Source organism: Pseudoalteromonas sp., from assembly GCF_041613455.1.
In the GTDB taxonomy this organism is placed as follows: Bacteria; Pseudomonadota; Gammaproteobacteria; order Enterobacterales; family Alteromonadaceae; genus Pseudoalteromonas.
In genome coordinates this window covers 1-25,389 of sequence record NZ_JBFJHD010000004.1, presented here as the reverse complement: position 1 = coordinate 25,389, position 25,389 = coordinate 1, and the positions used below count along the sequence as shown (strand labels likewise).

Sequence of the window (25,389 nt, the reverse complement as noted above, 5' to 3'; positions counted from 1 at the left end):
GGCAGTCTTAAGCTATGAAAACATTTAATCTTGCAGCGACCATTATTATTACAACCACCATCCTAACTGGATAGTGGCATGGGTCGGTGCAACAAATTTAAAGGCCTGTGTTCACTTCGAACTCAGGCCTTTTTTCGTTTTATGGAATGAGGAAACATAAAAAATGCGCGTTTTAAAATTTGGTGGATCATCGCTTGCCGATTTTGCCTGCTTAGAGCAGGTCGCTGCGCTTGCCAAAGCACAGTTAAAAGATGAAATGTTATTGGTATTGTCAGCGCCTGGTGGCATGACCGACTCGCTGGTTGCGTTGGCGAGTACAGCTGAGCAAGGGGAGAACTTTGAACAGCAATGGCAGGCACTGCTAAGCAGATGTAACGAACTTAAGTCAGCGGTAGAAAATAAAGCCGGCGCTGTGGCGCATTGGCCTAACTTTAACGAACTAAAAAATAAGCTAGATGGTGTGTCACTGATCAAGTGCTGTCCTGAGCAAATACGTGCTTATATTATTAGTTTTGGTGAGCGCGTCAGTGTGTCACTAATGCAGTGTTTACTCAAAGAGGCAAACGCGCAGTACCTTGAAGCGAGTGAGTGTATTGTCTCGACTGGGGGCTATATTGATGCTGAGGCCGAGTTAGCCTTAAGTAAAGGGCGCTTTCAAGCGGCATTAAAAGATAATCCCGCAACTATTTATATTATGCCAGGCTTTACTGCCAGTAATGAGCAAGGCGAACTGACTACGTTAGGGCGTAATGGCTCAGATTACTCCGCCGCTATTGCTGCTGCGTGCTTAGAAGCTGATGTCTGTCAAATATGGACCGATGTTGATGGCGTATACAGTGCCGATCCACGTTATATTAAAACCGCTACAAAAGTTGACTTTTTATCTTATAAAGAAGCAATGGAGTTATCTTACTTTGGTGCAAAAGTACTGCACCCAAAAACAATCTTACCTTGCGCTAAAGCCGGTGTACCGTGCGAAATTAAAAACACGCATAACCCCGATGCGCAAGGCTCATTGATAAGTAATGAAAGTGTTTCAGCAGAGCCGGTAAAAGCGCTTTCTAGTTTACAAAATTTAGCCATGCTCACGGTATCGGGCCCAGGTATGAAAGGTAAAGTGGGTATGGCATCGAGAGTGTTTAATGCGTTAGCACTTGATAATGTATCGATTGTTTTAATTACTCAGTCGTCGTGTGAATTTAGTATCAGCTTTTGTGTGCATGAAGCCGATTTAGCACTGGCACTTGAAGCGCTGCAAACGGCGTTTAAGTTAGAGTCGCAAGCAGGGTTAATTGAACCCGTTCAAGTAAAGCGTAATTTAGCTATTGTGACGTTAGTGGGCGATAACATGCGCGCACACAAAGGCTTAGCGGCTAAGTTTTTTGCTTCATTAGCGCAAGCCCAAGTAAACATAGTTGCCATTGCACAGGACTCTACCGAAAGTTCGATTTCGGCGGTGATCGATGGCGAGCGTTGTAATGGTGCGGTGAAAGTGTGCCATGAGAATTTCTTTACTCACATTCCTTCTATTGATGTGTTTTTACTTGGCTGTGGTTTAGTTGGGCAAGAACTTATTCAACAACTAGAGCGTCAACAAGCTTGGCTTAAGCAGCGCAATATTAAGCTTAATCTTTACGGGGTGGCTAACTCGCGTCAGTTGCACTTAGACAGTGAAGGTATTGCTTTTGATGAGTGGCAACAAAAATTGGCCGCCGCTGAGCAAGCGTTTGATTTAAAGCTGGTGGAGCAATTTGTCCAGCAAAACCATTTAATTAACCCAGTGCTGGTAGACTGTAGTTCGTCTGATGCGCTAGCGGCACAATATGTCGACTTTTTAAATGCTGGGTTCCATGTGGTGGCAGCAAACAAAAAAGCCAATACCAGTTCGTATGCTTACTATCAGCAACTGATCGCGGCAACACAAAAAAATGGCCGTAAATTTTTATACGAAACCAATGTGGGCGCCGGCTTACCAGTACTCGATAACTTAAAATCGTTATTTGGCGCAGGGGATGAACTGCTTGAATTTAGCGGTATTTTATCCGGTTCATTGTCATATATGTTCGGTGCGCTGCAAGATGGCTTATCGTTGTCTGAGGCGACGATTAAAGCGAAACAAAGTGGCTTTACCGAGCCCGATCCGCGCGATGACTTATCGGGAACCGATGTGGCGCGTAAATTGTTAATTATTGCTCGCGAATCTGGTTTAGCACTGGAGCTAAGCGACATAGAAGTGGAGTCGGTACTACCAGCAGGATTTGCTGAGGGTGATAATGTTGATGAGTTTATGGCAAAGCTACCAAGCTTAGATGCCGCGTTTAACGACCGTATCGCCAGTGCCGCAGCAGAAGGTAAAGTATTGCGCTATGTAGGCACCATTAAACAAGGTCACTGTAAGGTAGGCATAGAGGCAGTGGATGCAAAACATGCGCTTTATGATATTCGCGATGGCGAAAACGCCTTAGCTATTTTGAGCCAATATTATCAGCCACGGCCATTTGTAATACGTGGTTATGGCGCGGGGTCGGCAGTGACAGCCGCCGGCGTATTTGCTGATATTTTAAAAACGTTATCGCGCTAGGAGTTAATCATGATTGAAGTATATGCTCCAGCCTCTATTGGTAATTTTGCCGTTGGTTTTGACTCACTTGGCGCAGCTCTGGCGCCTATCGATGGTAGCTTATTGGGCGATGTTGCTGTGGTTAGCGCAGCAACACAAGATGAGTTTGTGTGTTCTGGCGCTTACGCCGACAAACTTCCCGCGGATGCCAGTGAAAACTTAGCTTATCAATGTTTAGTGCATTTTAGAGCGCAGGTTGCGCCTGAAATGCCAGCGGTAAAGTTAGAATTGAAAAAGAATTTACCAATCGGCTCGGGGCTTGGTTCAAGTGCCTGCTCAGTGGTGGCCACGTTTGCCGCGTTAGATAAGTTTGCGAAAACCAATTTGAGTCAAGTTGAACTGATTGAGCTGATGGCCGACTTTGAAGCGATTGTGAGTGGTGGTCGCCATTACGATAATATCACCCCTTGTTACTTAGGGGGGCTGCAATTGACCGGTGATTTAATACCCAATAAATCGATTACTTTACCCGTTGACGAGCACTGGTATTACGTTGCAGCTTTTCCTGGATTTTCGCTTAATACCGCCAAAGCGCGCTCAGTATTACCAAGCGAATTAAGTATGCATGCCAGTGTTGAATTTGCACAGCGTTTAGCGGCTTTTAGTAGCTTATTGTTAACGCAGCGTTTTGACGATGCACTTAGTATTATGCAAGACGCTATCGCTGAGCCGCATCGCGCAGCATTGATAAACGGTTTTAGTGAAGCAAAAGCGAGCTTGCCTGAGTTGGGCGCCGAAATCGTCAGTATATCTGGGGCCGGCCCAACATTATTTACCGTATGTAAAACCCTCGCCGCTGCAGAGCGCTGTGCACAGTGGTTGCAGGCAAATTATATTAACGAGCAAGGCTTTTGCCATATTTGTAAATTAGATAACGACGGCACACGTCAATTAACAGTTTTATAGGATAGCTAGTAATGCAATTACATAATTTAAAAGAGTGTTCGCAAAAAGTGTCGTTTATTGAAGCGGTAAAAACCGGCTTAGGCCGAAATCAAGGGGTGTTTTTTCCAGAATCCTTAGCTCCCCTTGCCAACCTTGATGCCCTGCTAGAAATGGACTTTGTCACCCGTAGTAGCAAAATACTGGCCCATTTAATTGGTGATGAACTGCCCGCTGATACCGTAGCGCAAATGGTTAAAAATGCTTTTAACTTTCCGGTAAAATTGGTGGAAGTCGCAGACAATACGTATTGTTTAGAGTTGTTTCATGGACCGACGTTGGCGTTTAAAGACTTTGGTGGACGCTTTATGGCGGAGTGTTTAGCGCAGTTTAATCAAGGTGAAAAGGTAACCATTTTAACGGCCACGTCGGGCGACACTGGGGCTGCGGTTGCCCATGCATTTTATAATAAGCCTAATATCGACGTGGTGATTTTATACCCGAAAGGGAAAATATCATTGGCACAGCAAAAGCTGTTTACAACGCTAGGTAATAATATTCATTGTTACGCTATCGACGGTAGCTTTGATGATTGCCAACAGTTAGTTAAAAACGCCTTTTTAGATGAAGAAGTGAAAACGAGCTTAGGGTTAAATTCAGCCAACTCTATCAACATCAGTCGTTTAGTAGCGCAAGTATGCTATTACTTTGAAGCAATTGCGCAACTGCCTAAAGAAAAGCGTGCCACGGCACACATTTCGGTGCCCAGTGGTAACTTTGGTAACGTGTGCGCGGCGATGATCGGCGCGGTGATTGGCTTGCCCATCGCCAAGCTAAGCGCAACAACCAATCAAAACGATACTGTGCCACGTTTTATGCGTGATAAAAACTGGGCACCTAATGCCACGCTTGAGTCACTGTCAAACGCTATGGATGTGAGTAAACCAAATAACTGGCCGCGCGTGCAAAGCATGTTAGATAATGACTGGTTTAGCTACGATAATTTTTATTCAACCAGCGTTAGTGAGCAAGATACGCAAACGGTGATGAAAAATATTCAACAAATGGGCTATGTCGCTGAGCCGCACACCGCTATTGCTTATCAAGGGCTCGTTGAAAATCGCAGCGCGGGGAGTGCGGGAATATTTTTAGCAACGGCGCACCCGGCAAAATTTAAAGATAGTGTCGAACAAATTTTAAACATTGAGTTGGACATGCCAAAGCCGCTGGCAGACGCCTTAGCTAAGCCGTGTTTAGCCACCGATATGAAAGCCGATTACGATGCGTTACGTACTGAAATACTTAGTAAATTAGCATAATTGTTAAGATTAAAAACAGCGTCTTAGGGCGCTGTTTTTAGCGGTCAGTTACGCGCTGCTGGTTTCATTAGTTATGCAAATATAAAAAATAAAATACATTTATTTTTATTATGTGATGATTAAAAAATATCATCTTAAAAAACCTGTGAAATAGATGTAAACCCTGTTTAAATATCCTCAACTTTACAGCATAGGCAAACAGTCGTTTTACGCGTACAATAAAGCCTCGAAAAAACACCATACACCATGCCCAGGAGACCCCAATGTTAGAACGTAGCATGAATATTTCAGATTTTGATCCCGAGTTATTTGACGCCATTACTAAAGAAACGGCGCGTCAAGAAGAGCATATTGAATTAATCGCTTCTGAAAACTACTGTAGCCCCCGCGTACTAGAAGCACAGGGTTCACAGTTAACGAATAAATACGCAGAAGGTTACCCTGGCAAACGTTACTATGGCGGGTGTGAGCATGTCGATGTTGTAGAACAATTAGCAATTGACCGTGCCAACGAATTATTTGGTTCAGACTACGCTAACGTTCAGCCTCACGCGGGTTCGCAAGCTAACTCAGCAGTATTTTTAGCGCTATTAGAAGCCGGTGATACGGTTTTAGGCATGAGCTTAGCGCACGGCGGTCACTTAACGCATGGTTCGCACGTAAACTTCTCGGGTAAACTTTACCATGCCATTCAATACGGACTAGACGAAGCAACCGGCGAAATTGATTACGCGCAGGTTGAAGCGTTAGCATTAGAGCATAAACCAAAAATGATCATTGGTGGTTTTTCTGCGTACTCTGGCATTGTTGATTGGGCTAAGTTCCGTGAAATTGCCGATAAAGTAGGTGCCTACTTGTTTGTTGATATGGCTCACGTTGCTGGTTTAGTGGCCGCGGGTATTTACCCTAACCCTGTACCTCATGCACATGTGGTAACTACCACGACCCATAAAACATTAGCTGGCCCACGTGGTGGTTTAATTATTTCTGGCTGTGGCGACGAAGCCATTTACAAAAAGCTAAACAGTGCTGTTTTCCCTGGTGGCCAAGGTGGCCCGTTATGTCACATCATTGCAGCAAAAGCCGTGGCATTTAAAGAAGCACTGCAACCAGAATTCAAAGCATATCAACAGCAAGTGGTTAAAAATGCGCAAGCTATGGTTTCTGTGATGCAGCAGCGCGGCTACAAAATTGTCTCTGACAAAACTGATAACCACTTATTCTTACTGGATCTAATCGATAAAGATATCACTGGTAAAGATGCAGATGCTGCACTGGGTAACGCGAACATCACGGTAAATAAAAACTCAGTACCGAACGATCCACGTTCACCGTTTGTTACATCGGGCCTACGTATTGGTTCACCGGCAATTACGCGTCGTGGTTTTAAAGAAGCAGAATCAAAAGAGCTTGCTGGCTGGATCTGTGATGTACTAGATGACATTAATGATGAGTCTGTACAGGCGCAAGTGAAAGAAAAAGTTAAAGCCATTTGTGCAAAACTGCCTGTTTACGCTTAATTGCATCAGGCGGAGTAATTTAGATCACAATCGCTTAGTTTTTTGCTAAGATAAAGGCCGCTTAAACGCGGCCTTTTTTGTTTTAAAACGGAAGTATATAGTTATGCATTGCCCATTTTGCACCGCAAAGGATACCAAAGTTATTGATTCACGCTTAGTTGGTGGGGGTCACCAAGTACGGCGTCGTCGCGAATGTAATGACTGTCATGAACGCTTTACTACTTTTGAAGGGGCTGAACTGGTGATGCCACGGGTTATTAAGCAAGATGGCAGCCGCGAGCCCTTTAACGAAGATAAACTCTTAAATGGCTTAAATCGAGCGCTCGAAAAACGCCCGGTTAGCACCGAGCAAGTAGAAGAAGTGGTGAATATAATAAAATCGCAACTACGTGCCACCGGCGAACGAGAAGTGTCGAGTCATTTAGTTGGGGAATGCATTATGGAAGCGCTGAAAAAGCTCGACAAAGTTGCTTATGTGCGGTTTGCCTCGGTGTATCGCTCGTTTGAAGATATTCGTGAATTTGGCGAAGAAATTGCCCGCTTAGGGGAGTAAACATGCACACTTCGAACGCGTTTAACGCCGCAGACGAAAAGTATATGGCACGTGCGATTGAGCTGGCTAAAAAAGGCCGCTTTACAACCACACCTAATCCAAATGTAGGGTGTGTACTCGTTAAAAACAATGTCATAGTAGGCGAGGGTTTTCATCAATTAGCGGGACAAGGTCATGCTGAGGTGAATGCGCTTGCGATGGCCGGTGAAAATGCCAACGGCGCAACGGCGTATGTCACGCTTGAGCCGTGTAGTCATTATGGCCGTACTCCCCCTTGCGCAGAGGGTTTAAAAGCGGCGGGAGTGAAAAAAGTGATTGCAGCCATGGTTGATCCCAATCCGCAAGTGGCCGGAAAAGGATTGAAAATTTTAGCCGATGCGGGTATTGAAGTTGCGCACGGCTTGCTAGAAGCATCAGCCCGAGCCCTTAATTTAGGTTTTTTTAAACGTATGGAGCAGGGGTTGCCGTACGTGATCTGTAAAATGGCCGCCAGTATAGATGGTAAAACCGCACTTAAAAATGGTCAAAGCAAGTGGATCACGGGGCCCGCAGCGCGCCAAGATGTGCAGTTATTTCGCGCGCAAAGTTGTGCCATACTCAGCGGTGCCGACACGGTTTTAATTGATAACGCTCAGCTTAATGTGCGTGAAAGCGAGTTACCGCAGCCGTTACCCACTGATTTACCTTTGCGCCAACCTACGCGAGTGATAATTGACTCGCAAAGTCGCTTAACACCGGAACTGGCGTTATTTAATACTCCCAGCGAAATAATAATTTTTACCACTAAGGTTGATAAATCACAGTGTTGGCCGCATTTTGTAAAGCATATTGTGGTGCCCGCGCGTGATAACAAAGTTGATTTACTCGCGCTATTGCAACAGTTAGCCCAGTTGCAATTTAATACTATTTGGTTAGAGGCGGGGGCGACGCTGGCCGGTAAAATGGTTGAGCTGGATTTAATTGATGAATTTATTTTTTATTTAGCGCCTAAGTTAATGGGGGGGGACGCTAAAAGTTTAGTGAATTTTCCTGAATTGATCAGTATGCAGAATACGATTGATTTAACCTTTAATGAGTGTGTATTGATTGGTGATGATTTACGCATTAGCGCCCGCAAACGCCCATTAAACTCACTTGATAACAAAGAGTAATGCTATGTTTACTGGAATTATAGAAGCCACCGGAAAAATTGCTTTATTAGATAAAAAACAAGGCGACTTAGCAATTCGTATTCAAAGCAAAAACCTTGATATGAGTGATGTTAAGTTAGGTGATAGTATCGCCACTAATGGCGTATGTTTAACGGTTGTTGCAAAACATGCCGATGGCTTTAGTGCCGACCTATCTAATGAGACAATCAGCCTGACAGGCTTTGCAAACTATACGCTTGGGCAAACCGTTAACCTAGAAAAAGCGATGCAGCCGGTATCGCGTTTAGGGGGGCATTTAGTGTCAGGGCATGTTGATGGCATAGCCACGATTACTGCGATAACGCCTAATGCCCGCGCCACGGAATATTGGTTAACCACCGATGAAAGTTTAATGAAGTATATTCCGTACAAGGGGTCTGTGTGTATTGATGGTATTAGCTTGACCGTCAATGCCGTGGCAGGAAATAAATTTAAATTAACCATAGTGCCGCATACCAGCGAGCAAACTACCATTGCCGACTTTAAAGTGGGCAGCCAAGTTAATTTGGAAGTCGACCAAATTGCACGTTATTTAGAGCGCCTAATAAAAGGTGCAGAGCAGCCAACGGGCTCTGATATTTCAATGAGCTTACTCGCTAAAGCGGGCTTTATTAAGTAACGCAACTAACAACTTATAAGAGTAAATTATGAACTTACACAGCGCAGAAGAAATTATTGCAGACATTAAAGCCGGTAAAATGGTTATTTTAATGGATGACGAAGACAGGGAAAACGAAGGCGATTTAATTATTGCTGCCGAGCATATTAGTGCTGAAGCGATTAACTTTATGGCCACCCATGGCCGAGGCCTAATTTGTTTAACTATGACGCAAGAGCGTTGTGAGCAACTTGACCTGCCTTTAATGGTGAAAAATAATGGCGCGGCATTTTCGACTAACTTTACGATGTCGATTGAAGCGGCAAAAGGCGTTACCACGGGCATTTCAGCAGCCGACCGAGCGCGCACTGTGCAAGCGGCTATCGCCAAAGGTGCGGTCCCCAGCGATATTGTACAACCTGGGCATATTTTTCCTATTATGGCGCAACCGGGTGGAGTGTTAACACGTGCCGGTCATACCGAAGCAGGCTGTGATTTAGCACGCTTAGCGGGGCTTGAGCCATCTTCTGTGATTGTTGAAATTCTTAATGCCGACGGCACCATGGCGCGTCGCCCTGATTTAGAAGTCTTTGCTAAGCAACACGATATTAAAATTGGCACCATTGCTGATTTAATCGAATACCGTAACCTAAATGAAACCACCATTGAGCAAGTAGCAAAATGTAAGTTACCTACCGAGCACGGTGAGTTTGACTTAGTGACTTACAAAGATACGATTGATGGACAACTACATTACGCGTTGGTAAAGGGCGAAATAAAGCAGCAACAGCCAACCTTAGTACGAGTACATTTACAAAACACCTTTAACGATATTTTACTGTCGGATAGAAACTCTGAGCGTAGCTGGGGAGTGTCTGACGCGATGGCTTATATTGCCGAACAAAATGGTGTACTGGTTATTTTAGGCAAGCAAGAAAGTACCGAAGAGTTAGAAGCTACAGTGAAAGCATTTGCTGCTGCCGATGCCGGTGAAGATGTTACACCACGTAAATTTAGCGGCACGTCTCGCACTGTGGGTGTGGGGTCGCAAATACTGGCTGATCTAGGTATTAAGCAAATGCGCTTAATGAGTCGTCCTAAAAAGTACCATGCACTTTCGGGCTTCCACTTAGAAGTGGTTGATTATGTTGAGCCGCAATAGGCGCTAGGCTATTTTTTTATTTTTATGGTATGATACGCAGCAATTTTTGCGCAATCGCAACCGCTTAAACTTATTTTAGGGTTATCAAATGAAAATTATTGAAGGTAATAAGTACGCTCCAGGTAAAAAGTTTGCCATTGTCATTTCACGCTTTAATGACTTTATTGGAAGCAGTCTCCTTGCGGGTGCTGTTGATGAACTAAAACGTACTGGTGGTGTATCTGAAGATGATATTACCGTTATTTATGTACCAGGTGCGGTAGAGTTACCTTTAGCGGCGAAACGCGTTGCGGCAAAAAAAGAGTATGATGCAATCATCGCACTAGGCGTGGTGATCAGAGGGGGGACACCCCACTTTGACCTCGTTGCTGGCGAATCAAACAAAGGTCTTGCGCAAGTATCACTTGAGTATGATATCCCGGTTGCATTTGGCGTATTAACCACAGAAAGCATTGAGCAAGCAATTGAGCGCGCGGGTACCAAAATGGGTAACAAAGGTGGCGAAGCTGCTTTAGGTGCGCTTGAAATGGTTAATGTGTTAGATAAAATTTAAGTTTTTTAAGGAATTTTTGTGAAACCAGCAGCAAGACGTAAAGCGCGTATATTAGCACTTCAGGCCATTTATTCATGGCAGCTAAGTGGTAATGCGATTGCCGATATCGAACAACAAATGTTGATCGAAAACGATGTGACTAAAATTGATGTGGAATACTTTAAAGATTTAGCCAGTGGTGTTGCCGTAAACTATAAGCAACTAGACGAGGCGGTAGGCCCACATTTAACACGTCCATTCGATGAGTTAGATATGGTTGAACGTGCAATATTACGTTTAAGTAGCTACGAGCTTAAGTTTCGTGAAGATGTTCCTTATAAAGTGGCAATCAACGAAAGTATTGAACTCGCTAAAATGTTTGGCGCAGAAGATAGCCATAAATTTGTAAACGGTGTACTTGATAAAGCTGTTAAGCATTTACGTAAGTAATATCAGCACTCTGATTAAGACTGCTTGATAAACAACCGTTAAAGAGGAGAGCCGGCATAGGTCGGCTTTTTTGTGTATGAAGGAATTTGAATTAATTAATCGTTATTTTAAAGGTCGTGGCATTACGCGTCGCGATGTTAATTTAGGGATAGGCGATGACTGCGCACTGGTAACCGTGCCACAAAACTGCCAACTTGCAATCACCACCGATACTTTGGTTGCGGGAATACACTTTTTTGCAGATATTGAGCCGCGTGCATTAGGTCATCGCGCACTGGCAGTAAACTTAAGTGATTTAGCCGCAATGGGCGCAGAGCCAACTTGGTTATCTATAGCGTTAACCTTGCCTAGTATTGATGAGCAATGGATTGAAGAGTTCACTGAAGGCATGCATGAAATTGCTGAATACTTTAATGTGCAAATTATTGGTGGCGACACCACGCAGGGCCCATTAAGTATAACTGTGTGTGCGAAAGGCACCGTGCCAGAAGGCACTGCATTGTGTCGCAATGGCGCTAAAGTAGGTGACTGGATTTTCGTCACCGGGCCACTAGGTGATGCCGGGCTGGCAATAGAAGCGCGCAAGCAAGGGTTAAAAATTGAACCTGAGCACCATAAGCAAATTAAACATCGTTTTAACTTTCCTACTCCACGCGTGGCGGCAGGGCAAGTATTACGTGGTCTAGCATCGTCTGCTATTGATGTTTCCGACGGCTTACTGGCTGATTTAGGACATATACTCGCGATGTCGCAAGTAAGCGCCACGGTGAATATTGAAAACATCCCCACTTCAGATGCAATGAAAGACACCCTTGATTTTGAGCAGCAATTGCCGTTTATCCTTAATTACGGTGATGACTATGAGCTGATTTATACCGTACCCGACAGCAATAAAAGCATGCTCGACATTAAGCTGCGCCAATATGGTGTAGAGGCAACCTGTATCGGGCAAATTAAAAGTGGCGATGGGCAAATAGAATTATTGCATCAGGGTGAAAAATTTACCTTTGCACACCCCGGGTTTGAGCACTTTTCTAAGGAATTAAGTTGAACAAGAAGCAATTATTTAATTTAAAACGCCCACATCAATTTTTTGGTTTAGGGTTTGGCACGGGGCTTGCTCCTAAAGCCCCAGGCACTTTTGGCACGTTGGCGGCATTACCGTTGATATTTATTACCATGCATTATCCATTATGGTTACAAATAGTGTTTGCTGTGGTGATCAGTGTATTTGGTATGTGGGCCTGTGGTAAAACCGCTGATGATTTAGGCGTGCATGACCACCCCGCGATTGTGTGGGATGAAGTAGCGGGCTTTTATATCACCATGATAGGCGCAGCATTAAGCTGGCAAACACTATTAGTTGGTTTTTTATTGTTTCGCTTTTTTGATATTGCTAAACCAGGTCCCATTCGTGTGCTTGATAAGCGTGCTCATGGTGGTTTTGGTATTATGATAGATGACATACTAGCAGGTGTTTTTTCCCTGATTTGTTTGCAAGCATTAATAAAAGTAGGTTTACTACCCTTTTAGTTTATTTTAATTGTTTAACTAGGTGCAGCAAGATGATGCGATTTTTACTGGTTTGTGTGCTACTCACATGTGCTATGCCAAGCTGGGCTTCTATTACTGATTACGTAGTTAAACAATGGAATATAAAAGATGGGCTGCCGTCACAATCACTTAAAAGCGTAGTGCAAGACCAACAAGGCTATATGTGGCTAGGCACCCAGTTTGGCTTAAGCCGTTTTGACGGCAATACCTTTACCAACTACAACACACAAAACAGTGTGTTTTTGCCTAGCAATGGCATTAATAAATTATTAATTGATGCGCAAGGCTACCTGTGGGTCGGCACTAAAAATGGCTTAGTTGTACTGGATCCTGAAACACTTGCTGCGCAAGAGTTTAATATTAAAGGCCCAGTACGCGATATTTTAGAAGACTCTAAAGGCGGTATATGGATAGCCGCGAACGGGCTTTACTATGTCGACCGTAGTTTGGTTGAATTACGCGATCAAAGCGTTGCGCCATCGCCGATTGTTAATCCTACCGTTATTACTCAAATAGTGGGCTCAGTGAGCCAAATGGCGTTGTCACCTGAAGGTATTTGGCTGGTGAATGACCGTCACTTGTTACGCTTAACGAAAAGCAGCTCTGACTTTGCCAAGTTACGCTTAGATTTGACCGCAAAGGTATCCTTACCCGATCGCTTAGCACAAACCATAGTGCACGATTTAGCATTTTTAAATGGTAACTTATATTTAGCCTCTGAACTGGGTGCCTACTTTTTAGATTTAGATGACGAGTTGCGCGCTTTTCCCTTGCCCAATGTGAATAACTCTGCGGTGTATAAGTTTATGAGCGATAGCAATGGTGGCTTGTGGGTATCGACCTATGGGCGACTATTGTTTCGCGGTAAAGCGGGAAATTGGCAATGGGTTGAGCCGAGTCAGTTAGATCAAAGTATTTGGTTTGCTGATATGTTTCGCGATGATCAAAATAATGTCTGGCTGGCCAGCTTTAGTGAGGGGTTATGGCTGGCGCACGAAGGCCGTATTGAGCGTCACTCGGCTATTTCACAAATGACCGAAACGGTGATGGCTATTAGCCGCTCGCCCGACGATAAATTGTGGATCGCAAATAAAAGCGGCGTGGGCTATTTTGATGCCGATAAAAGCTTTATTAATATTATAAATAGCAGCAAATATGGTTATGCCTCGGTGCATGATTTACAGTTCGACGGCGAACGCTTATACCTTGCTACAGGGCGAGGTTTATTCTTTTATGAAAACAACAAGCTATATAGTTTCCCTGGACGTGCCTTAAGTGATAACCCGATATTTGCCATTAGTCGCGCGTCGCGTGGCGGGTTTTGGATTGGCAGTGGCAGAGGCTTGTATCGACTCAACTATAATGGCTTAACCCCGTTTGCGTACAACTCATTTTTGGGCAGTAAGTTCATTACGTATGTGTTAGATGCGCCCAATTTTGGACTGATCGGCACCAGTAAAGGGGCATATTACTTTACCGATCGGGGTATAGAAAAAATAGGTGATCAAACCACCTTAGAAAGTGCGCATATTACCAGCATATTACATATTGATGGGGTGGGTATCTTAATTGGCTCGCTCAATGACGGCTTGTTTTATCGCAGCGGGCAAGGGCAATGGCGCCAACTCGATGCGGCTAATGGCTTACCCTATGGTTCTATTTTTAGCTTATATTACGACGAAAAATTAAAGCGCATCTGGGTAAGCACCATGAAAGGGGTTTACCGCATGCCGGCAGCCCAATTTAAAACGCAAATTCAGAGCTTAAAAGTAGAAGAAGTGATCTCTTCTTTCGACCGCCAACTCGATGGTAAAGCGAGCCAATGTTGTAACGGCTTAGGTCACGATGCGGTGGCTGATATGGATAATTCAATCTGGTACCCCAGCTTACAAGGGGTGGTCGAAATACCGAAAAATGTGCAGTTATTTGGCCTACGTAGTTTAAAGCCCAAAGTGGAAACTTTAACGACGCCATTGCGCAGCTTAACCACAGCCGCATTAGGCCCGAAACCCATTTTAAAAATAGATGAGCGTGACATAACTTTAAAGTACACCGCTATTGATTATTATGCGCCTAGTAGCATTGAATTTAGATATAAACTTAATGGCTTAGACAGTGATTGGCGTTATGCCAATACGCGTCGCGAAGCTATTTATACCAATTTGCCCGCGGGCTCATTTTTATTTCAGCTAGAAACAAAACGCCAAGGGGATGATTGGGGGCGAGCACAGGCGGTTGATTACGCGTTTGTGGTGCCGGAGCGCTTTGATGAAACGATTTATTTTCGGTTACTGATCACCAGCGGCTTTGTGTTGTTATTTTATTTAGTGTTTTGGGTATTTAGAGCTCAAGAGCGTAGAAAGCAGCAGGTACTAGAAGGGTTGATCACCGATCGTACGTTAGAGCTGCGCCAAGCAAATGATAAACTTAACAAGGTAAACTCACAGCTAAAATTAGTCAGCCATTCAGATGAATTAACTGGCTTGCGTAGCCGACGCTTTTTGTTTGATCAATTACCGAAAGACATCGAGCACTTTCAGCGCAACTCACAGTCGCTGCAAGCGCAAGGCAAGTCTCTGGTATTATTAATTATCAATTTAGATAATTTTAGCCGGATTAACGACGCCCATGGACCTATTGCCGGTGATAGTTGTTTGCAACAAATGGCTGTGTTATTAAATTCGCGCACTCAAGGCTCTGATTATGTGGCGCGTTGGAGTGGTGATGAGTTTTTGCTGTTGCTACGTGATTTCAAATGTAGCTTGATTGACAGTTATGCATCCGAGCTATGCCAAGCAATAGCCGAAAACGCATTTCAATTACCCAATGGTAAAAGTACCCATATTACCGCCTCACTAGGTTGGTCATTTTATCCATTACCGTTACTCGGCGGACAAGTGATCAGTTGGGAAACGTCAATTAACTTAGCCGATATCGCTCTGCATCAAGTTAAAAAGCGCGGCGGTGATGGTGTGGCTAATATTACCTTTGATGAGCAATTAGACGCGTTTGAGTTTGAGCAAAACCCCAATGTAGAGCAGCAACTCGGATTGCTACAAAGTAATGGCTTAGCCGATATAAAAGTGTGGATGCGCTAAAGGTAAAGCAAATTATTACAGCGATTAAAAAAGGAGCCTCAGGCTCCTTTTTTAATACTTAGTTAGCTGTATTTGCTAGCTAATAAAGCGCTTAATAGCGGTTAATATTCCTTGTTCACCTAAGCCCATTTCGTCATGCATCTCTTGTTGCGTGCCGTGCTTAATAAACTCATCAGGTATACCTAAGTTAAGTACTTTCAGCTGCGCTTTTTGCGTTGCTAAATACTCATTTACTGCAGAGCCTGCACCGCCAGCAATGGCGTTGTCTTCAAGCGTAACGATCACTTCGTGGCTGCTAATTAGCTCATCGAGCAAGGCGTTATCAAGGGGTTTGATAAAACGCATGTTCACTAAGGTAGCATCAAGCTCGCGGGCAGCTAATTGTGCGTTTTCTAGTAAGGTACCAAAGGATAAAATAGCCACTTTACTGCCTTGCTGTACGACCTCGGCTTTACCGATTTCTAGTAACTGCATGGTTGTTGCTATTTCGGCGGTGCCGGCACTGCCGCGCGGGTAACGCACTGCCACCGGGCAATTTGCTTGATAACCGCTATACAACATGTGACGACACTCGTTGGTGTCACTCGGTGCCATAATCACCATATTGGGAATACAGCGCATAAAGCTTAAGTCGTACGCACCTTGATGGGTTTCACCATCGGCACCCACAATACCCGCGCGATCAATAGCAAATAATACCGGTAAATTTTGCAGTGCAACGTCATGAATGAGCTGATCGTAGGCACGCTGTAAAAAGCTTGAGTAAATAGCCACTACCGGCTTTAAGCCTTCACATGCAAAACCGGCGGCGAGGGTTACCGCATGTTGCTCTGCAATCGCCACATCAAAATACTGCTTGGGGAACTGTTTCGAAAAACGGACCATGCCAGACCCTTCACGCATAGCCGGGGTGATGGCCATCAGTTTGTTGTCTTGCTCAGCCATATCGCATAACCAGTCACCAAATACCGCTGAAAAGGTCGCCGCACTGGGTTTAGATTTAGGTAAGCTTGAGGTGCTAGGATCGAACTTAGGCACACCGTGATAACCAATCGGATCGGCTTCGGCGGGTTTATAGCCCTTACCCTTTTGCGTTTTAATGTGTAACAGCTGTGGGCCTTTAAGGTTACGCATATTTCGCAGCGTATCGACCAACATGTTAACGTCGTGACCATCGATAGGGCCAATATAATTAAGCCCAAGTTCTTCAAAGAAAGTACCCGGGATCACCATACCTTTTAGATGTTCTTCCATCCGACTGGCGAGCTCTTTTACCGGCGGTACTCCCGATAATAACTTTTTGCCACCTTCGCGAATGTTAGTATAAAAGCTCCCTGACAAAATACGCGCAAAGTGATTGGTTAAGGCACCCACGTTTTCAGAAATAGACATTTCGTTATCATTTAAAATGATCAGCATATCTGATTTAACATCGCCGAGGTGATTCATCGCTTCAAATGCCATACCGGCAGTGATGGCACCATCGCCAATAACGGCGACTGTTTTACGTCCTTTGCCTTCTTTTTGTGCCGCGATAGACATGCCTAAAGCCGCAGAAATCGAGGTGCTAGAGTGGCCAACACTAAAGGTGTCGTATGGGCTTTCTTCGCGAAATGGAAACGGGTGTAAGCCATCTTTTTGGCGAATCGTATGCATTTGGTCGCGGCGACCCGTAAGTATTTTATGCGGATACGCTTGATGGCCCACATCCCACACTAAGCGGTCGTCAGGAGTGTTATATACATAATGTAATGCGACAGTAAGCTCTACAGTGCCTAAACCAGACGCTAAATGCCCGCTACTTTGTGAAACCGAATTAAGTAGGTAATCACGTAACTCATGGCTAAATGCGGGGAGCTTATGTTGTGCTAAGTCTCGCAACTGAGCTGGTTCGTTAACCATATTAAGTAATGGATACTTGCTGCTATCAAGTGTCATGGTTTTATATATGTCCTTCGCTCACATCAACAAAACACGGTAACTGTGCTCAGTGGATGTTCAGTAATAATTTCAGTGCTAAGTTTTAATACTTTTAGCCGTGTTTAATGGTCTCGTGCAATTAAATAGTCAGCCAGTGCCGCTAAAACAGTGGTATCTGCGTCTATATTAGCTAATGCTTGATGGGCTTGTTGTATTAAATGGTGCGCTTTTTCTTTAGCGCCTAGCATACCTAATAACGCCGGGTATGTCGCTTTATTCGCAGCAATATCTGATCCCTGTGGCTTGCCTAAGGTGCAGGTATCGCCCTCGATGTCTAAAATATCGTCATGGACTTGAAACGCCAGCCCAATCGCATAGCCAAAGGTCGTGAGGTTTGCTAAAAGCTGCTTATCAGTGTTGTTAGCCGCTAATGACCCTAAGGTAATTGCACAATTGATCAATGCCCCCGTTTTTAGCTTATGAATGCGCTCCAGTTCGCGCACGGTAATCACTTTATCGGTCGCGGCAATATCAAGTCCTTGCCCTGATACCATGCCTTGTAATCCTGCGGCATGTGCTAACTCAGCAATCATTTTTACCTGTGTGTGCGCACTGCATGTAAAGTTATGCTTAGCAATTAACTCAAAGGCCAATGTTTGCAGAGCATCACCGGCTAAAATAGCCTGTGCTTCGCCATAAACTATATGGCAAGTCGGGCGACCACGGCGTAATTCATCATCATCCATAGCGGGTAGATCATCGTGGACTAACGAGTAGCTATGAATACACTCTATAGCGGCGGCTAGTACGTCTAAGTCTTGTTTATCTGCGCCCAGCATGTGCCCCGTTGCATAAACTAAAAAAGGCCGTAATCGTTTGCCCCCATTCATGACACTATAATGTGTGGCGGCTTTTATCGCAGGGTCACTATTTAGCGGTTGCTCAAAATAACGATTAAGGGTGTTGGCTACATCAGTTTGCGCGCGTTGGATATGCTGTTTTATATTCACGGTTATTCCATATCATTGTCAAAATGGGTCAATGGCGATTTTTCGTCATTGCCCATTAAAATAGCCACTTTTTGTTCCGCTTGTTGCAGTTTACTAGATGACGCTCCTGCTAAAGCAATACCGCGCTCAAACTGCTTTAATGATTGCTCAAGCGATAAATCACCGTGTTCCATTTCACTCACAATTGTTGTTAATTCTTCTAGTGCTTGCTCGAAACTTAAGTTCTCAGGTTTTTTAGTCGCCATCTTTATTTCAACTTAGATAATAAATTTAGGCGTCAATTTTAGGGGGAATGCTAAACTAGGTCAAAGAATGAAATGGTTTTTTCATCGATAATCGAACTTAGTTAATTTTATTGTTGTTAAATACGCTGTTAAGCGCTAAAAAATTGACAATTAGGTTGCTATGGTAAGTTGAGCTAAAATAGTGCTTAATCACGCTTTTTATGTTTATCATATAAAATGACTTAAGCAATTCAGTATCTTGCCGATAAACAATTAATAAAAATGTTTGCCTATAAGAGCAAAAACCTTTGGAGGGAATGTGGATTTAGCAACCATAATTGGGATCATTGGCGCAATTGGCTTAATTGTCATGTCCATGTTTATGAGTAGCAGCGGTGAGTTGGCGATGTTTTACAACACGCCCTCAGTGGTCATAGTATTTGGTGGTTCACTGTTTATCGTGTTATCAAATTTCACCATGTCACAGTTTTTTGGCATCGGCAAAGTGGTTACAAAAGCATTTATGTTCAAGCTGGAATCACCAGATGAACTAATTGAAAAAGCAGTCGAGCTTGCCGATTCAGCCCGTAAGGGTGGGTTTTTAGCATTGGAAGAAGCGGAAATACCCAACTCATTTATGCGCAAAGGCGTTGACATGTTGGTTGATGGCCATGATGCGGATGTAGTGCGGGCTACGCTGCAAAAGGATATATCATTAACCACTGCACGGCACGAGTCAGGTGCTAGTTTATTTAAATCGCTAGGCGATATTGCACCGGCTATGGGAATGATAGGTACGCTAATAGGCTTAGTTGCTATGTTATCTAATATGGATGACCCAAAAGCGATTGGTCCTGCTATGGCGGTAGCACTTTTAACCACCTTGTATGGCGCTTTTTTAGCAAACGTCGTTGCTATCCCTATTCAAACAAAACTTGAGCTACGTAAAGACGAAGAGGCAATGAATCAACGTTTAATTTTAGATGCGGTATTAGGTATTCAAGATGGGCAAAATCCAAAAGTAATCGAAGGGATTTTGAAAAACTATCTTGCTGAATCAAAACGCGCAGTAAACACTGAGGATTAACCATGTCTGATCAAGAGTGCAAATGTCCACCTCCAGGATTACCTGCGTGGATGGGAACCTTTGCAGATTTAATGTCGCTATTAATGTGCTTTTTTGTACTGTTGCTGGCATTTTCTGAAATGGATGTGCTCAAGTTTAAACAAATTGCTGGTTCGATGAAGTTTGCATTTGGTGTACAAAATAAAATAGAAGTGAAAGACATTCCTAAGGGCACGTCGGTGATTGCCATGGAGTTTACCCCAGGAAAACCCGAGCCAACACCGATTGAAACGATTCAACAGCAAACCGTTGAAATGACCCAGCAAATGTTAGAGTTTCAAGCCGGTGATGAAAGCTCTGCTGGCGGTCGGCAAGAGCAACGCGGTGACAAGCGGGGAGGAGAGTCACGCAGTACTTCAAAAGAACGCGCTTCTGAACAAGCAATGGCCGCAGCCGATCAAGAAAAAACCAATGAGCTGGTGAAAAAAATAGCTCAACAGCTTGAAAAGCAAATCATTGATGGTGCTATTGAGTTAGAGTCGTTGGGCCAGCAAATCATTATTCGTATTCGCGAAAATGGCTCGTTTCCTTCGGGCAGCGCATTTTTACAGCCTAAATTTAAACCTATAATTCGAGATATTGGTGAGTTACTAAAAGATGTGCCTGGTGAAATTACGGTGTCGGGCCACACCGATGATTATCAAGTGTCGAACGAGCTGTATACCAATAATTGGGATCTGTCTTCTAAGCGTGCGGTTGCCGTGGCCAGTGAGCTACAAAAAGTAGCCGGCTTTGATAAAACTCGCATGATGGTTGTAGGGCGTGCAGAAACAAGACCTTTAGTACCTAACGAAACAAATGCAGATCGCCGACGCAATCGTCGCGTTGAAATATCTATCTTACAAGGTAAGGCGAAATTATCTGAGCCAATTGATGTGAGGTAAGCCTGCTACAGCGCTGACATATAAGCACGCATGCGCTTATACGTCAGCCGCGACAGAGCAACATGCGTTAGCATGAACAAATAAAAAGATCCCCCGGTTGATATTGATATGCTAAACTACTGTTTATATAAACAGTGGGTGAGCTGAATTATGAAACTCTATATTGCCGAAAAACCGTCATTAGGGCGTGCGATTGCTGATGCGCTGCCAAAACCACATAAAAAACACGATGGTTATATTGAAGTTGCCAATGGTGATTGCGTATCTTGGTGTATTGGGCATTTATTAGAGCAAGCCGAACCTGATGATTACGATGAGCGCTTTAAAAAATGGCAGTTTGAGCATCTCCCCATTGTGCCAGAGCAATGGCAACTAAAAGCAAAAACGAAAACACGCAAACAACTCAGTGTATTAAAAAAGTTAATTAAACAAGCAACGCAACTTGTGCATGCTGGCGATCCCGATCGTGAAGGTCAGCTACTAGTCGACCAAGTTATTGAACATGCAAATATAAGCAAAACCAAAAAGCAGCAAACCCAACGTTTATTGATCAGTGATTTAAACTTAGCGGCAGTAAAAAAGTCATTAACGGTGATGCGCGCTAACAGTGAGTTTATTCCACTGAGTGTATCGGCATTGGCGCGCTCGCGTGCCGATTGGTTATTTGGCATGAATTTAACCCGCGCTTACACTTTGGCAGGACAAAAGGCAGGGTTTGGTAATGTTTTGTCGGTAGGGCGCGTACAAACACCTATTTTAGGCTTAGTGGTAAATCGTGATAATGAAATTGCCAACTTCAGTTCAAAACCATTTTATGAGGTGTTGGCACACTTAGTAACGGCAGAGAATCAATCTTTTACTGCTAAATGGCACCCAAGTAAAGCGTGCGAACCTTATCAAGATGAAGAAGGGCGGGTATTAAATAAAGCGCTTGCAGAAAATGTTGCTTCGCGCATTCAGCAGCAACAAGCGCAACTAACCGCTATTCAACAAAAGCAAAAAAAGCAAAGCGCACCATTGCCGTATAACTTATCTGCGCTGCAAATAGATGCGGCAAAGGCATTTGCGATGCCCGCACAAAACGTATTAGATATTTGCCAAGTACTCTATGAACGCCATAAGCTAATTACCTACCCACGCTCAGATAATCGTTATTTACCAAAAGATCATCACGGTGATGCAGCATCCATTTTTAACGCTATTACCACTAATGGGGGGCAAAGTGCAGAGCTAGTAGCAGCTGCAGATGCTAAACAGCGCAGCAAGTGTTTTAACGATGCAAAAGTGGCAGCGCATCATGCCATTGTACCTACTGCCAAGCAGTTAAAGGCTGTTACGCTTGCCAGCGACGAGCTAAAAATATATCAATTAATATGTCGTCATTACTTAATACAATTTTATCCCGACTATATATATAACGAAACCAAGGCAGAAGTGACGATTGCTGGCGGTTTATTTAAAGCCCATGCCAAGCAAGATGTCAGCTTAGGCTTTAAGCTGTTAATGGGTAAGTCTGAGCTCAAGGATGACGCAACATTACCGCCGTTAACCAAAGGAATGCCACTTTTTTGCACGCAAGGCGAGGTTGTTGAAAAGCATACCTCACCGCCTGCACATTTTACCGATGCAACATTACTAGCGGCAATGACGGGAATTAGCCGTTATGTGCAAGATCCCGACATTAAAAAAATACTTAAAGATACCGATGGGCTTGGCACGGAGGCAACACGAGCAGGGATCTTAGAGTTGTTATTTAAACGGCGCTTTTTAACACGTGAAGGCAAATCAATTAAAGCCACTGAAACCGGAATGGCACTTATCAGTGTGTTACCGCAAGGCTTAGCGACCCCTGATTTAACCGCTAAGTGGGAGTCGAGTTTAGGGGGAATTGCCCAGCAACAAATGAGTTATCAGCAATTTTTGCAGCCCTTAATTGCTGACTTAAGTGGCTTTGTGCAACAAGCAGCCGCTTGCGATAGCCATGTATTCGCTAAACTACCAAAAACAGCGCCAAAAAAACGCTTTGCAAAACGTGGCCAAAAAACAGCGTTTAAAAAGTCGTATTACAAAAAAAGCTCTGTTAGCCATTAACGACAGAGCTTTTTTATTAACCTAAGCTTATTGATTAAATAACGCAACAGCAGCATTACTCATCGCTTTAATACCGGTGGGCAGTGCGACCTTGTAATCTGGCGCAAACTTACTTGAATGCAAAGAAGGTAATGTATTGCCTGTTTTTATCGCTTCAACATATTTTTGTTGGTTAACGCCTCCAAGCCAAAATAGCGTGATAGGGATATTTTCGTCGGTACGGCCATATAAACCAAAGTCTTCACCCGCCATCACCGCAGGAGTATCCAGTACATTTCCCGCACCAATGGCGTTGGCAATACTCTGGCGCACCAGGTTGGTTTGTGCAGGGGTATTGTAAGTTGACGGGATTGACTCATCTTCATGAACGTGCACTGTGGGGTAAAGCGCTTCATCTAGGCCTGCACTTTGTGCGATACCGGCAGTAATTCGTTTAATGGCGGCAATTTGTGCATTTCTAATATCGGGGTTGTAACTACGTAGCGTTAGCTGCAATTTCACCTCGTCAGAAATTACGTTGTGCTTAGCGCCACCATGAATAGATCCAACAGTAATAACCGACGGTTCTAAAGGAGACAGTTCACGGCTGGTGATAGTTTGTAGCGCGAGCACAGTGCGAGCAGCGATAACAATAGGATCGATTGTCGTATGTGGGTAAGCCCCATGGCCGCCTTTACCTTTGATACTAATATCAACAGAATCAACGCTTGCCATGGTGTATCCGTTCTTCAGCGCCACTTTACCAGCAGGCACACTGGCACTGACATGCAGTGCAATAATGTGATCCGGTTTTACGTATTGGGTAAATAGCCCTTCATATAGCATTGCTTTAGCACCCGCGCCCACTTCTTCCGCGGGTTGCGCCACCATCATTAAGGTTCCTTGCCACGCATCTTTATGTTTTACTAGCTGCTGTGCGGTGCCAACAAATGAGCTCATATGAATATCGTGGCCACAGCCATGCATGACACCTACTGTTGCACCTTGTGCATCTGTGACGGTTACTTTGGAAGCATAAGCTTTACCCGTTTGCTCGGTAATAGGGAGGCCATCAGTATCGGTGCGGATCATTACTGTTGGGCCATTGCCATTTTTTAATAAGCCAACAACACCATAGCCGCCTACATTTTCAGTAACTTCAAAACCAAGTTTAGTAAGCTGTGCAGCTATTTTTTTGCCAGTTTGCTGTTCATGATAAGAGAGCTCAGGAGACTGATGTAAATCGAGATAGAGCTTTTCAATTGCAGGCATGCTGTTTGTTAAATTTAAATCTAATGATTGTGCTTGCAGTAGTGGGCTTGCTAACAGCAGTGCTGCGCTTAGATAGGTCAACTTCATATTTTCCCTCATGACTAAATGATGTATAGCTAAGTGATTTTGCTATATGACTTGTATTTATTATCTTCACCACCATATAAAAACCTAAATAGATAAATATGGCAATCAATTCAATGAGCAATATAGTTAGTATCAACGCACAAAACTTACAGCAGGTGCTCGGTGAAACATCACAGCAAAAGTTGGTGTTGCTTAATTTCTTTTCACCACAAAGCCCAGAGTGCATCAGCCAAGCCGTTATTTTAGATAAGCTCGCTGCAGAATATAAAGACTATATCGTAGTGGCCAACCTAGATTGCGACGCAGAGCAAGCATTGGCCTCGCAACTTGCACAACAAGTAGGTTTACAAACATTACCCACCTTAGTGTTATTAAAAGACTCGGCACCGGTTGATTTACTCGGTGGTGCGCAAACAGAAGCGGTGATTCGCGAAGCGTTAGGCAAACACTTACCCGCGCAGCAAGACTTATTGCTTGAGCAAGCAAAACAAGCATTATTAAATTCAGATCTCAATGCTGCATTTAGCTTTGCTAAGCAAGCGTATGAAATAGATAGTAGTAATGTACGTATTAAATTGGTGCTTGCAGATATATGCACCCAAATTCATAAGCTCGATGAAGCACAGGCGCTGTTAGATAGTGTAGATGAACAACATCAAGATGCTTACTTTAATAATATACAAGCAAAATGCGCCGCGGCACTTGAAGCAAAAGATTCGCCTGAAATAAAGCAGAAACAAGCAGAAGTTGAAAAGTACCCAAATGACTTAGCGCTTAAATTAGAGTTAAGTCAGTTGTTAAATGAAGCTGGGCAAAAAGAACAAGCTTTAGCAGTGCTATTTACCGTATTGCAAAAGGATTTAAACTTTGACGAAGCAAAGCCAAGCTTTTTAGCTATTATTGCTTCCTTACCTGATGGTGATGCGCTGGCAGCTAAATACCGTCGTAAGTTATACAGTATTTTGTACTAACACTGAGCTGACACTTTAAAAAGCACCTTTATTGAGGTGCTTTTTAGTTTTTCTCCCACAAGTAATAAAACTGAGCGTGTATACGAGATATAAAAAGGGTGGGTTATCCACAGGGTTTTGTGAGTAACTTGTGTGCCTAGCTTGTGTATCTTTGGGGTAAAAATAAACTGTCAAAAAGCTGAAATAAAACATTGACCCCTGCTCGAATCTCCCTATAATGCGACCCCACTGAGACGGCAGACAGCAACGCATAGCGAGGCAAGAGCAACTCAGAGTGTTAAGTAAAACTTAGTGTTGAAAACTTTCAAGTTTATCAAAATTAAGTGTTGACAAAAAAATAGGAAAGC

At 43.8% G+C, this 25,389-nt stretch carries 21 protein-coding genes; 17 read left to right on the top strand and 4 right to left on the bottom strand.

What is annotated here, in order from left to right; all coding sequences use genetic code 11:
• The first annotated feature begins 163 nt into the window (after positions 1–163).
• The 13 genes from thrA to ABYB02_RS00805 all read left to right on the top strand — a co-directional run bounded on the left by thrA (position 164) and on the right by ABYB02_RS00805 (position 15,478).
• Complete coding sequence (gene thrA / locus ABYB02_RS00865) at positions 164–2,581, top strand: bifunctional aspartate kinase/homoserine dehydrogenase I (protein WP_372760096.1); 2,418 nt, start codon at positions 164–166, stop codon at positions 2,579–2,581.
• Positions 2,582–2,590: 9 nt separating this feature from the next.
• A complete protein-coding gene (gene thrB / locus ABYB02_RS00860) occupies positions 2,591–3,526 on the top strand; it encodes a homoserine kinase (protein ID WP_372760094.1) in 936 nt (311 codons plus the stop codon).
• Positions 3,527–3,537: 11 nt separating this feature from the next.
• Positions 3,538–4,821, top strand: a complete 1,284-nt coding sequence (gene thrC / locus ABYB02_RS00855; RefSeq protein ID WP_372760092.1) for a threonine synthase — start codon at positions 3,538–3,540, stop codon at positions 4,819–4,821.
• Between the two features lie 263 nt (positions 4,822–5,084).
• Positions 5,085–6,341, top strand: a complete 1,257-nt coding sequence (glyA, locus tag ABYB02_RS00850; RefSeq protein WP_372760090.1) for a serine hydroxymethyltransferase — start codon at positions 5,085–5,087, stop codon at positions 6,339–6,341.
• A 103-nt stretch (positions 6,342–6,444) separates the two neighbouring features.
• Positions 6,445–6,894 (top strand): transcriptional regulator NrdR, encoded by a 450-nt coding sequence (gene nrdR, locus ABYB02_RS00845; protein WP_011329025.1) that lies wholly within the window; start codon positions 6,445–6,447, stop codon positions 6,892–6,894.
• A 2-nt stretch (positions 6,895–6,896) separates the two neighbouring features.
• Positions 6,897–8,045 carry a bifunctional diaminohydroxyphosphoribosylaminopyrimidine deaminase/5-amino-6-(5-phosphoribosylamino)uracil reductase RibD gene (gene ribD / locus ABYB02_RS00840; protein WP_372760088.1) on the top strand — a complete coding sequence of 383 codons (1,149 nt, stop codon included), beginning with the start codon at positions 6,897–6,899 and terminating at the stop codon, positions 8,043–8,045.
• Between the two features lie 4 nt (positions 8,046–8,049).
• Complete coding sequence (locus tag ABYB02_RS00835; RefSeq protein ID WP_372760086.1) at positions 8,050–8,703, top strand: riboflavin synthase; 654 nt, start codon at positions 8,050–8,052, stop codon at positions 8,701–8,703.
• Positions 8,704–8,731: 28 nt separating this feature from the next.
• On the top strand, positions 8,732–9,844 hold the full coding sequence (gene ribBA, locus ABYB02_RS00830; RefSeq protein WP_372760084.1) for a bifunctional 3,4-dihydroxy-2-butanone-4-phosphate synthase/GTP cyclohydrolase II: 1,113 nt from the start codon (positions 8,732–8,734) through the stop codon (positions 9,842–9,844).
• A gap of 88 nt (positions 9,845–9,932) precedes the next feature.
• Complete coding sequence (ribE, locus tag ABYB02_RS00825) at positions 9,933–10,397, top strand: 6,7-dimethyl-8-ribityllumazine synthase (protein ID WP_008110216.1); 465 nt, start codon at positions 9,933–9,935, stop codon at positions 10,395–10,397.
• An 18-nt stretch (positions 10,398–10,415) separates the two neighbouring features.
• Positions 10,416–10,826 (top strand): transcription antitermination factor NusB, encoded by a 411-nt coding sequence (nusB, locus tag ABYB02_RS00820; RefSeq protein WP_372760081.1) that lies wholly within the window; start codon positions 10,416–10,418, stop codon positions 10,824–10,826.
• Positions 10,827–10,902: 76 nt separating this feature from the next.
• Positions 10,903–11,877 (top strand): thiamine-phosphate kinase, encoded by a 975-nt coding sequence (gene thiL, locus ABYB02_RS00815; RefSeq protein ID WP_372760080.1) that lies wholly within the window; start codon positions 10,903–10,905, stop codon positions 11,875–11,877.
• Positions 11,874–12,359 carry a phosphatidylglycerophosphatase A gene (locus tag ABYB02_RS00810; protein WP_372760078.1) on the top strand — a complete coding sequence of 162 codons (486 nt, stop codon included), beginning with the start codon at positions 11,874–11,876 and terminating at the stop codon, positions 12,357–12,359. Before thiL ends, ABYB02_RS00810 begins: the two co-directional genes overlap by 4 nt.
• Before the next feature lie 32 nt (positions 12,360–12,391).
• Positions 12,392–15,478, top strand: a complete 3,087-nt coding sequence (locus ABYB02_RS00805) for a diguanylate cyclase domain-containing protein (protein WP_372760076.1) — start codon at positions 12,392–12,394, stop codon at positions 15,476–15,478.
• A gap of 75 nt (positions 15,479–15,553) precedes the next feature.
• Here the strand turns inward: ABYB02_RS00805 and dxs are convergent, their stop codons facing one another.
• The 3 genes from dxs to xseB form a co-directional block, all read right to left on the bottom strand.
• Positions 15,554–17,416: a 1-deoxy-D-xylulose-5-phosphate synthase gene (gene dxs, locus ABYB02_RS00800; RefSeq protein WP_372760074.1), complete on the bottom strand. Its 1,863-nt coding sequence runs from the start codon at positions 17,414–17,416 to the stop codon at positions 15,554–15,556.
• Positions 17,417–17,520: 104 nt separating this feature from the next.
• Positions 17,521–18,408: a (2E,6E)-farnesyl diphosphate synthase gene (ispA, locus tag ABYB02_RS00795; protein WP_372760072.1), complete on the bottom strand. Its 888-nt coding sequence runs from the start codon at positions 18,406–18,408 to the stop codon at positions 17,521–17,523.
• Between the two features lie 2 nt (positions 18,409–18,410).
• A complete protein-coding gene (gene xseB, locus ABYB02_RS00790; protein ID WP_372760070.1) occupies positions 18,411–18,653 on the bottom strand; it encodes an exodeoxyribonuclease VII small subunit in 243 nt (80 codons plus the stop codon).
• Positions 18,654–18,951: 298 nt separating this feature from the next.
• Here xseB and pomA point away from each other — a divergent pair, with 298 nt between their 5' ends.
• The 3 genes from pomA to ABYB02_RS00775 all read left to right on the top strand — a co-directional run bounded on the left by pomA (position 18,952) and on the right by ABYB02_RS00775 (position 22,733).
• Positions 18,952–19,719, top strand: a complete 768-nt coding sequence (gene pomA, locus ABYB02_RS00785) for a flagellar motor protein PomA (RefSeq protein WP_372760068.1) — start codon at positions 18,952–18,954, stop codon at positions 19,717–19,719.
• A 2-nt stretch (positions 19,720–19,721) separates the two neighbouring features.
• The gene (locus ABYB02_RS00780; protein WP_372760066.1) at positions 19,722–20,642 is read left to right on the top strand and encodes a flagellar motor protein MotB; all 921 of its coding nucleotides are present in this window, start codon (positions 19,722–19,724) and stop codon (positions 20,640–20,642) included.
• 150 nt (positions 20,643–20,792) lie between these two features.
• Entirely contained in the window at positions 20,793–22,733 is a 1,941-nt protein-coding gene (locus ABYB02_RS00775; protein WP_372760064.1) for a DNA topoisomerase III, read from the top strand.
• A 27-nt stretch (positions 22,734–22,760) separates the two neighbouring features.
• On the opposite strand, the gene ABYB02_RS00770 is transcribed toward ABYB02_RS00775, so the two are convergent.
• A complete protein-coding gene (locus ABYB02_RS00770; protein ID WP_372760062.1) occupies positions 22,761–24,071 on the bottom strand; it encodes a M20 family metallopeptidase in 1,311 nt (436 codons plus the stop codon).
• Between the two features lie 113 nt (positions 24,072–24,184).
• On the opposite strand from ABYB02_RS00770, the gene ABYB02_RS00765 reads away from it, so the two are divergent.
• Entirely contained in the window at positions 24,185–25,042 is an 858-nt protein-coding gene (locus ABYB02_RS00765; protein ID WP_372760060.1) for a tetratricopeptide repeat protein, read from the top strand.
• Positions 25,043–25,389: the final 347 nt, after the last annotated feature.

Bases quoted from the DNA above. Each gene is read 5' to 3' on its own strand.
- thrA (WP_372760096.1), top strand. From the start codon at position 164: ATGCGCGTTTTAAAATTTGGTGGATCATCGCTTGCCGATTTTGCCTGC.
- thrB (WP_372760094.1), top strand. From the start codon at position 2,591: ATGATTGAAGTATATGCTCCAGCCTCTATTGGTAATTTTGCCGTTGGT.
- thrC (WP_372760092.1), top strand. From the start codon at position 3,538: ATGCAATTACATAATTTAAAAGAGTGTTCGCAAAAAGTGTCGTTTATT.
- glyA (WP_372760090.1), top strand. From the start codon at position 5,085: ATGTTAGAACGTAGCATGAATATTTCAGATTTTGATCCCGAGTTATTT.
- nrdR (WP_011329025.1), top strand. From the start codon at position 6,445: ATGCATTGCCCATTTTGCACCGCAAAGGATACCAAAGTTATTGATTCA.
- ribD (WP_372760088.1), top strand. From the start codon at position 6,897: ATGCACACTTCGAACGCGTTTAACGCCGCAGACGAAAAGTATATGGCA.
- ABYB02_RS00835 (WP_372760086.1), top strand. From the start codon at position 8,050: ATGTTTACTGGAATTATAGAAGCCACCGGAAAAATTGCTTTATTAGAT.
- ribBA (WP_372760084.1), top strand. From the start codon at position 8,732: ATGAACTTACACAGCGCAGAAGAAATTATTGCAGACATTAAAGCCGGT.
- ribE (WP_008110216.1), top strand. From the start codon at position 9,933: ATGAAAATTATTGAAGGTAATAAGTACGCTCCAGGTAAAAAGTTTGCC.
- thiL (WP_372760080.1), top strand. From the start codon at position 10,903: ATGAAGGAATTTGAATTAATTAATCGTTATTTTAAAGGTCGTGGCATT.
- ABYB02_RS00805 (WP_372760076.1), top strand. From the start codon at position 12,392: ATGATGCGATTTTTACTGGTTTGTGTGCTACTCACATGTGCTATGCCA.
- dxs (WP_372760074.1), bottom strand. From the start codon at position 17,416: ATGACACTTGATAGCAGCAAGTATCCATTACTTAATATGGTTAACGAA.
- xseB (WP_372760070.1), bottom strand. From the start codon at position 18,653: ATGGCGACTAAAAAACCTGAGAACTTAAGTTTCGAGCAAGCACTAGAA.
- ABYB02_RS00780 (WP_372760066.1), top strand. From the start codon at position 19,722: ATGTCTGATCAAGAGTGCAAATGTCCACCTCCAGGATTACCTGCGTGG.
- ABYB02_RS00775 (WP_372760064.1), top strand. From the start codon at position 20,793: ATGAAACTCTATATTGCCGAAAAACCGTCATTAGGGCGTGCGATTGCT.
- ABYB02_RS00770 (WP_372760062.1), bottom strand. From the start codon at position 24,071: ATGAAGTTGACCTATCTAAGCGCAGCACTGCTGTTAGCAAGCCCACTA.
- ABYB02_RS00765 (WP_372760060.1), top strand. From the start codon at position 24,185: ATGAGCAATATAGTTAGTATCAACGCACAAAACTTACAGCAGGTGCTC.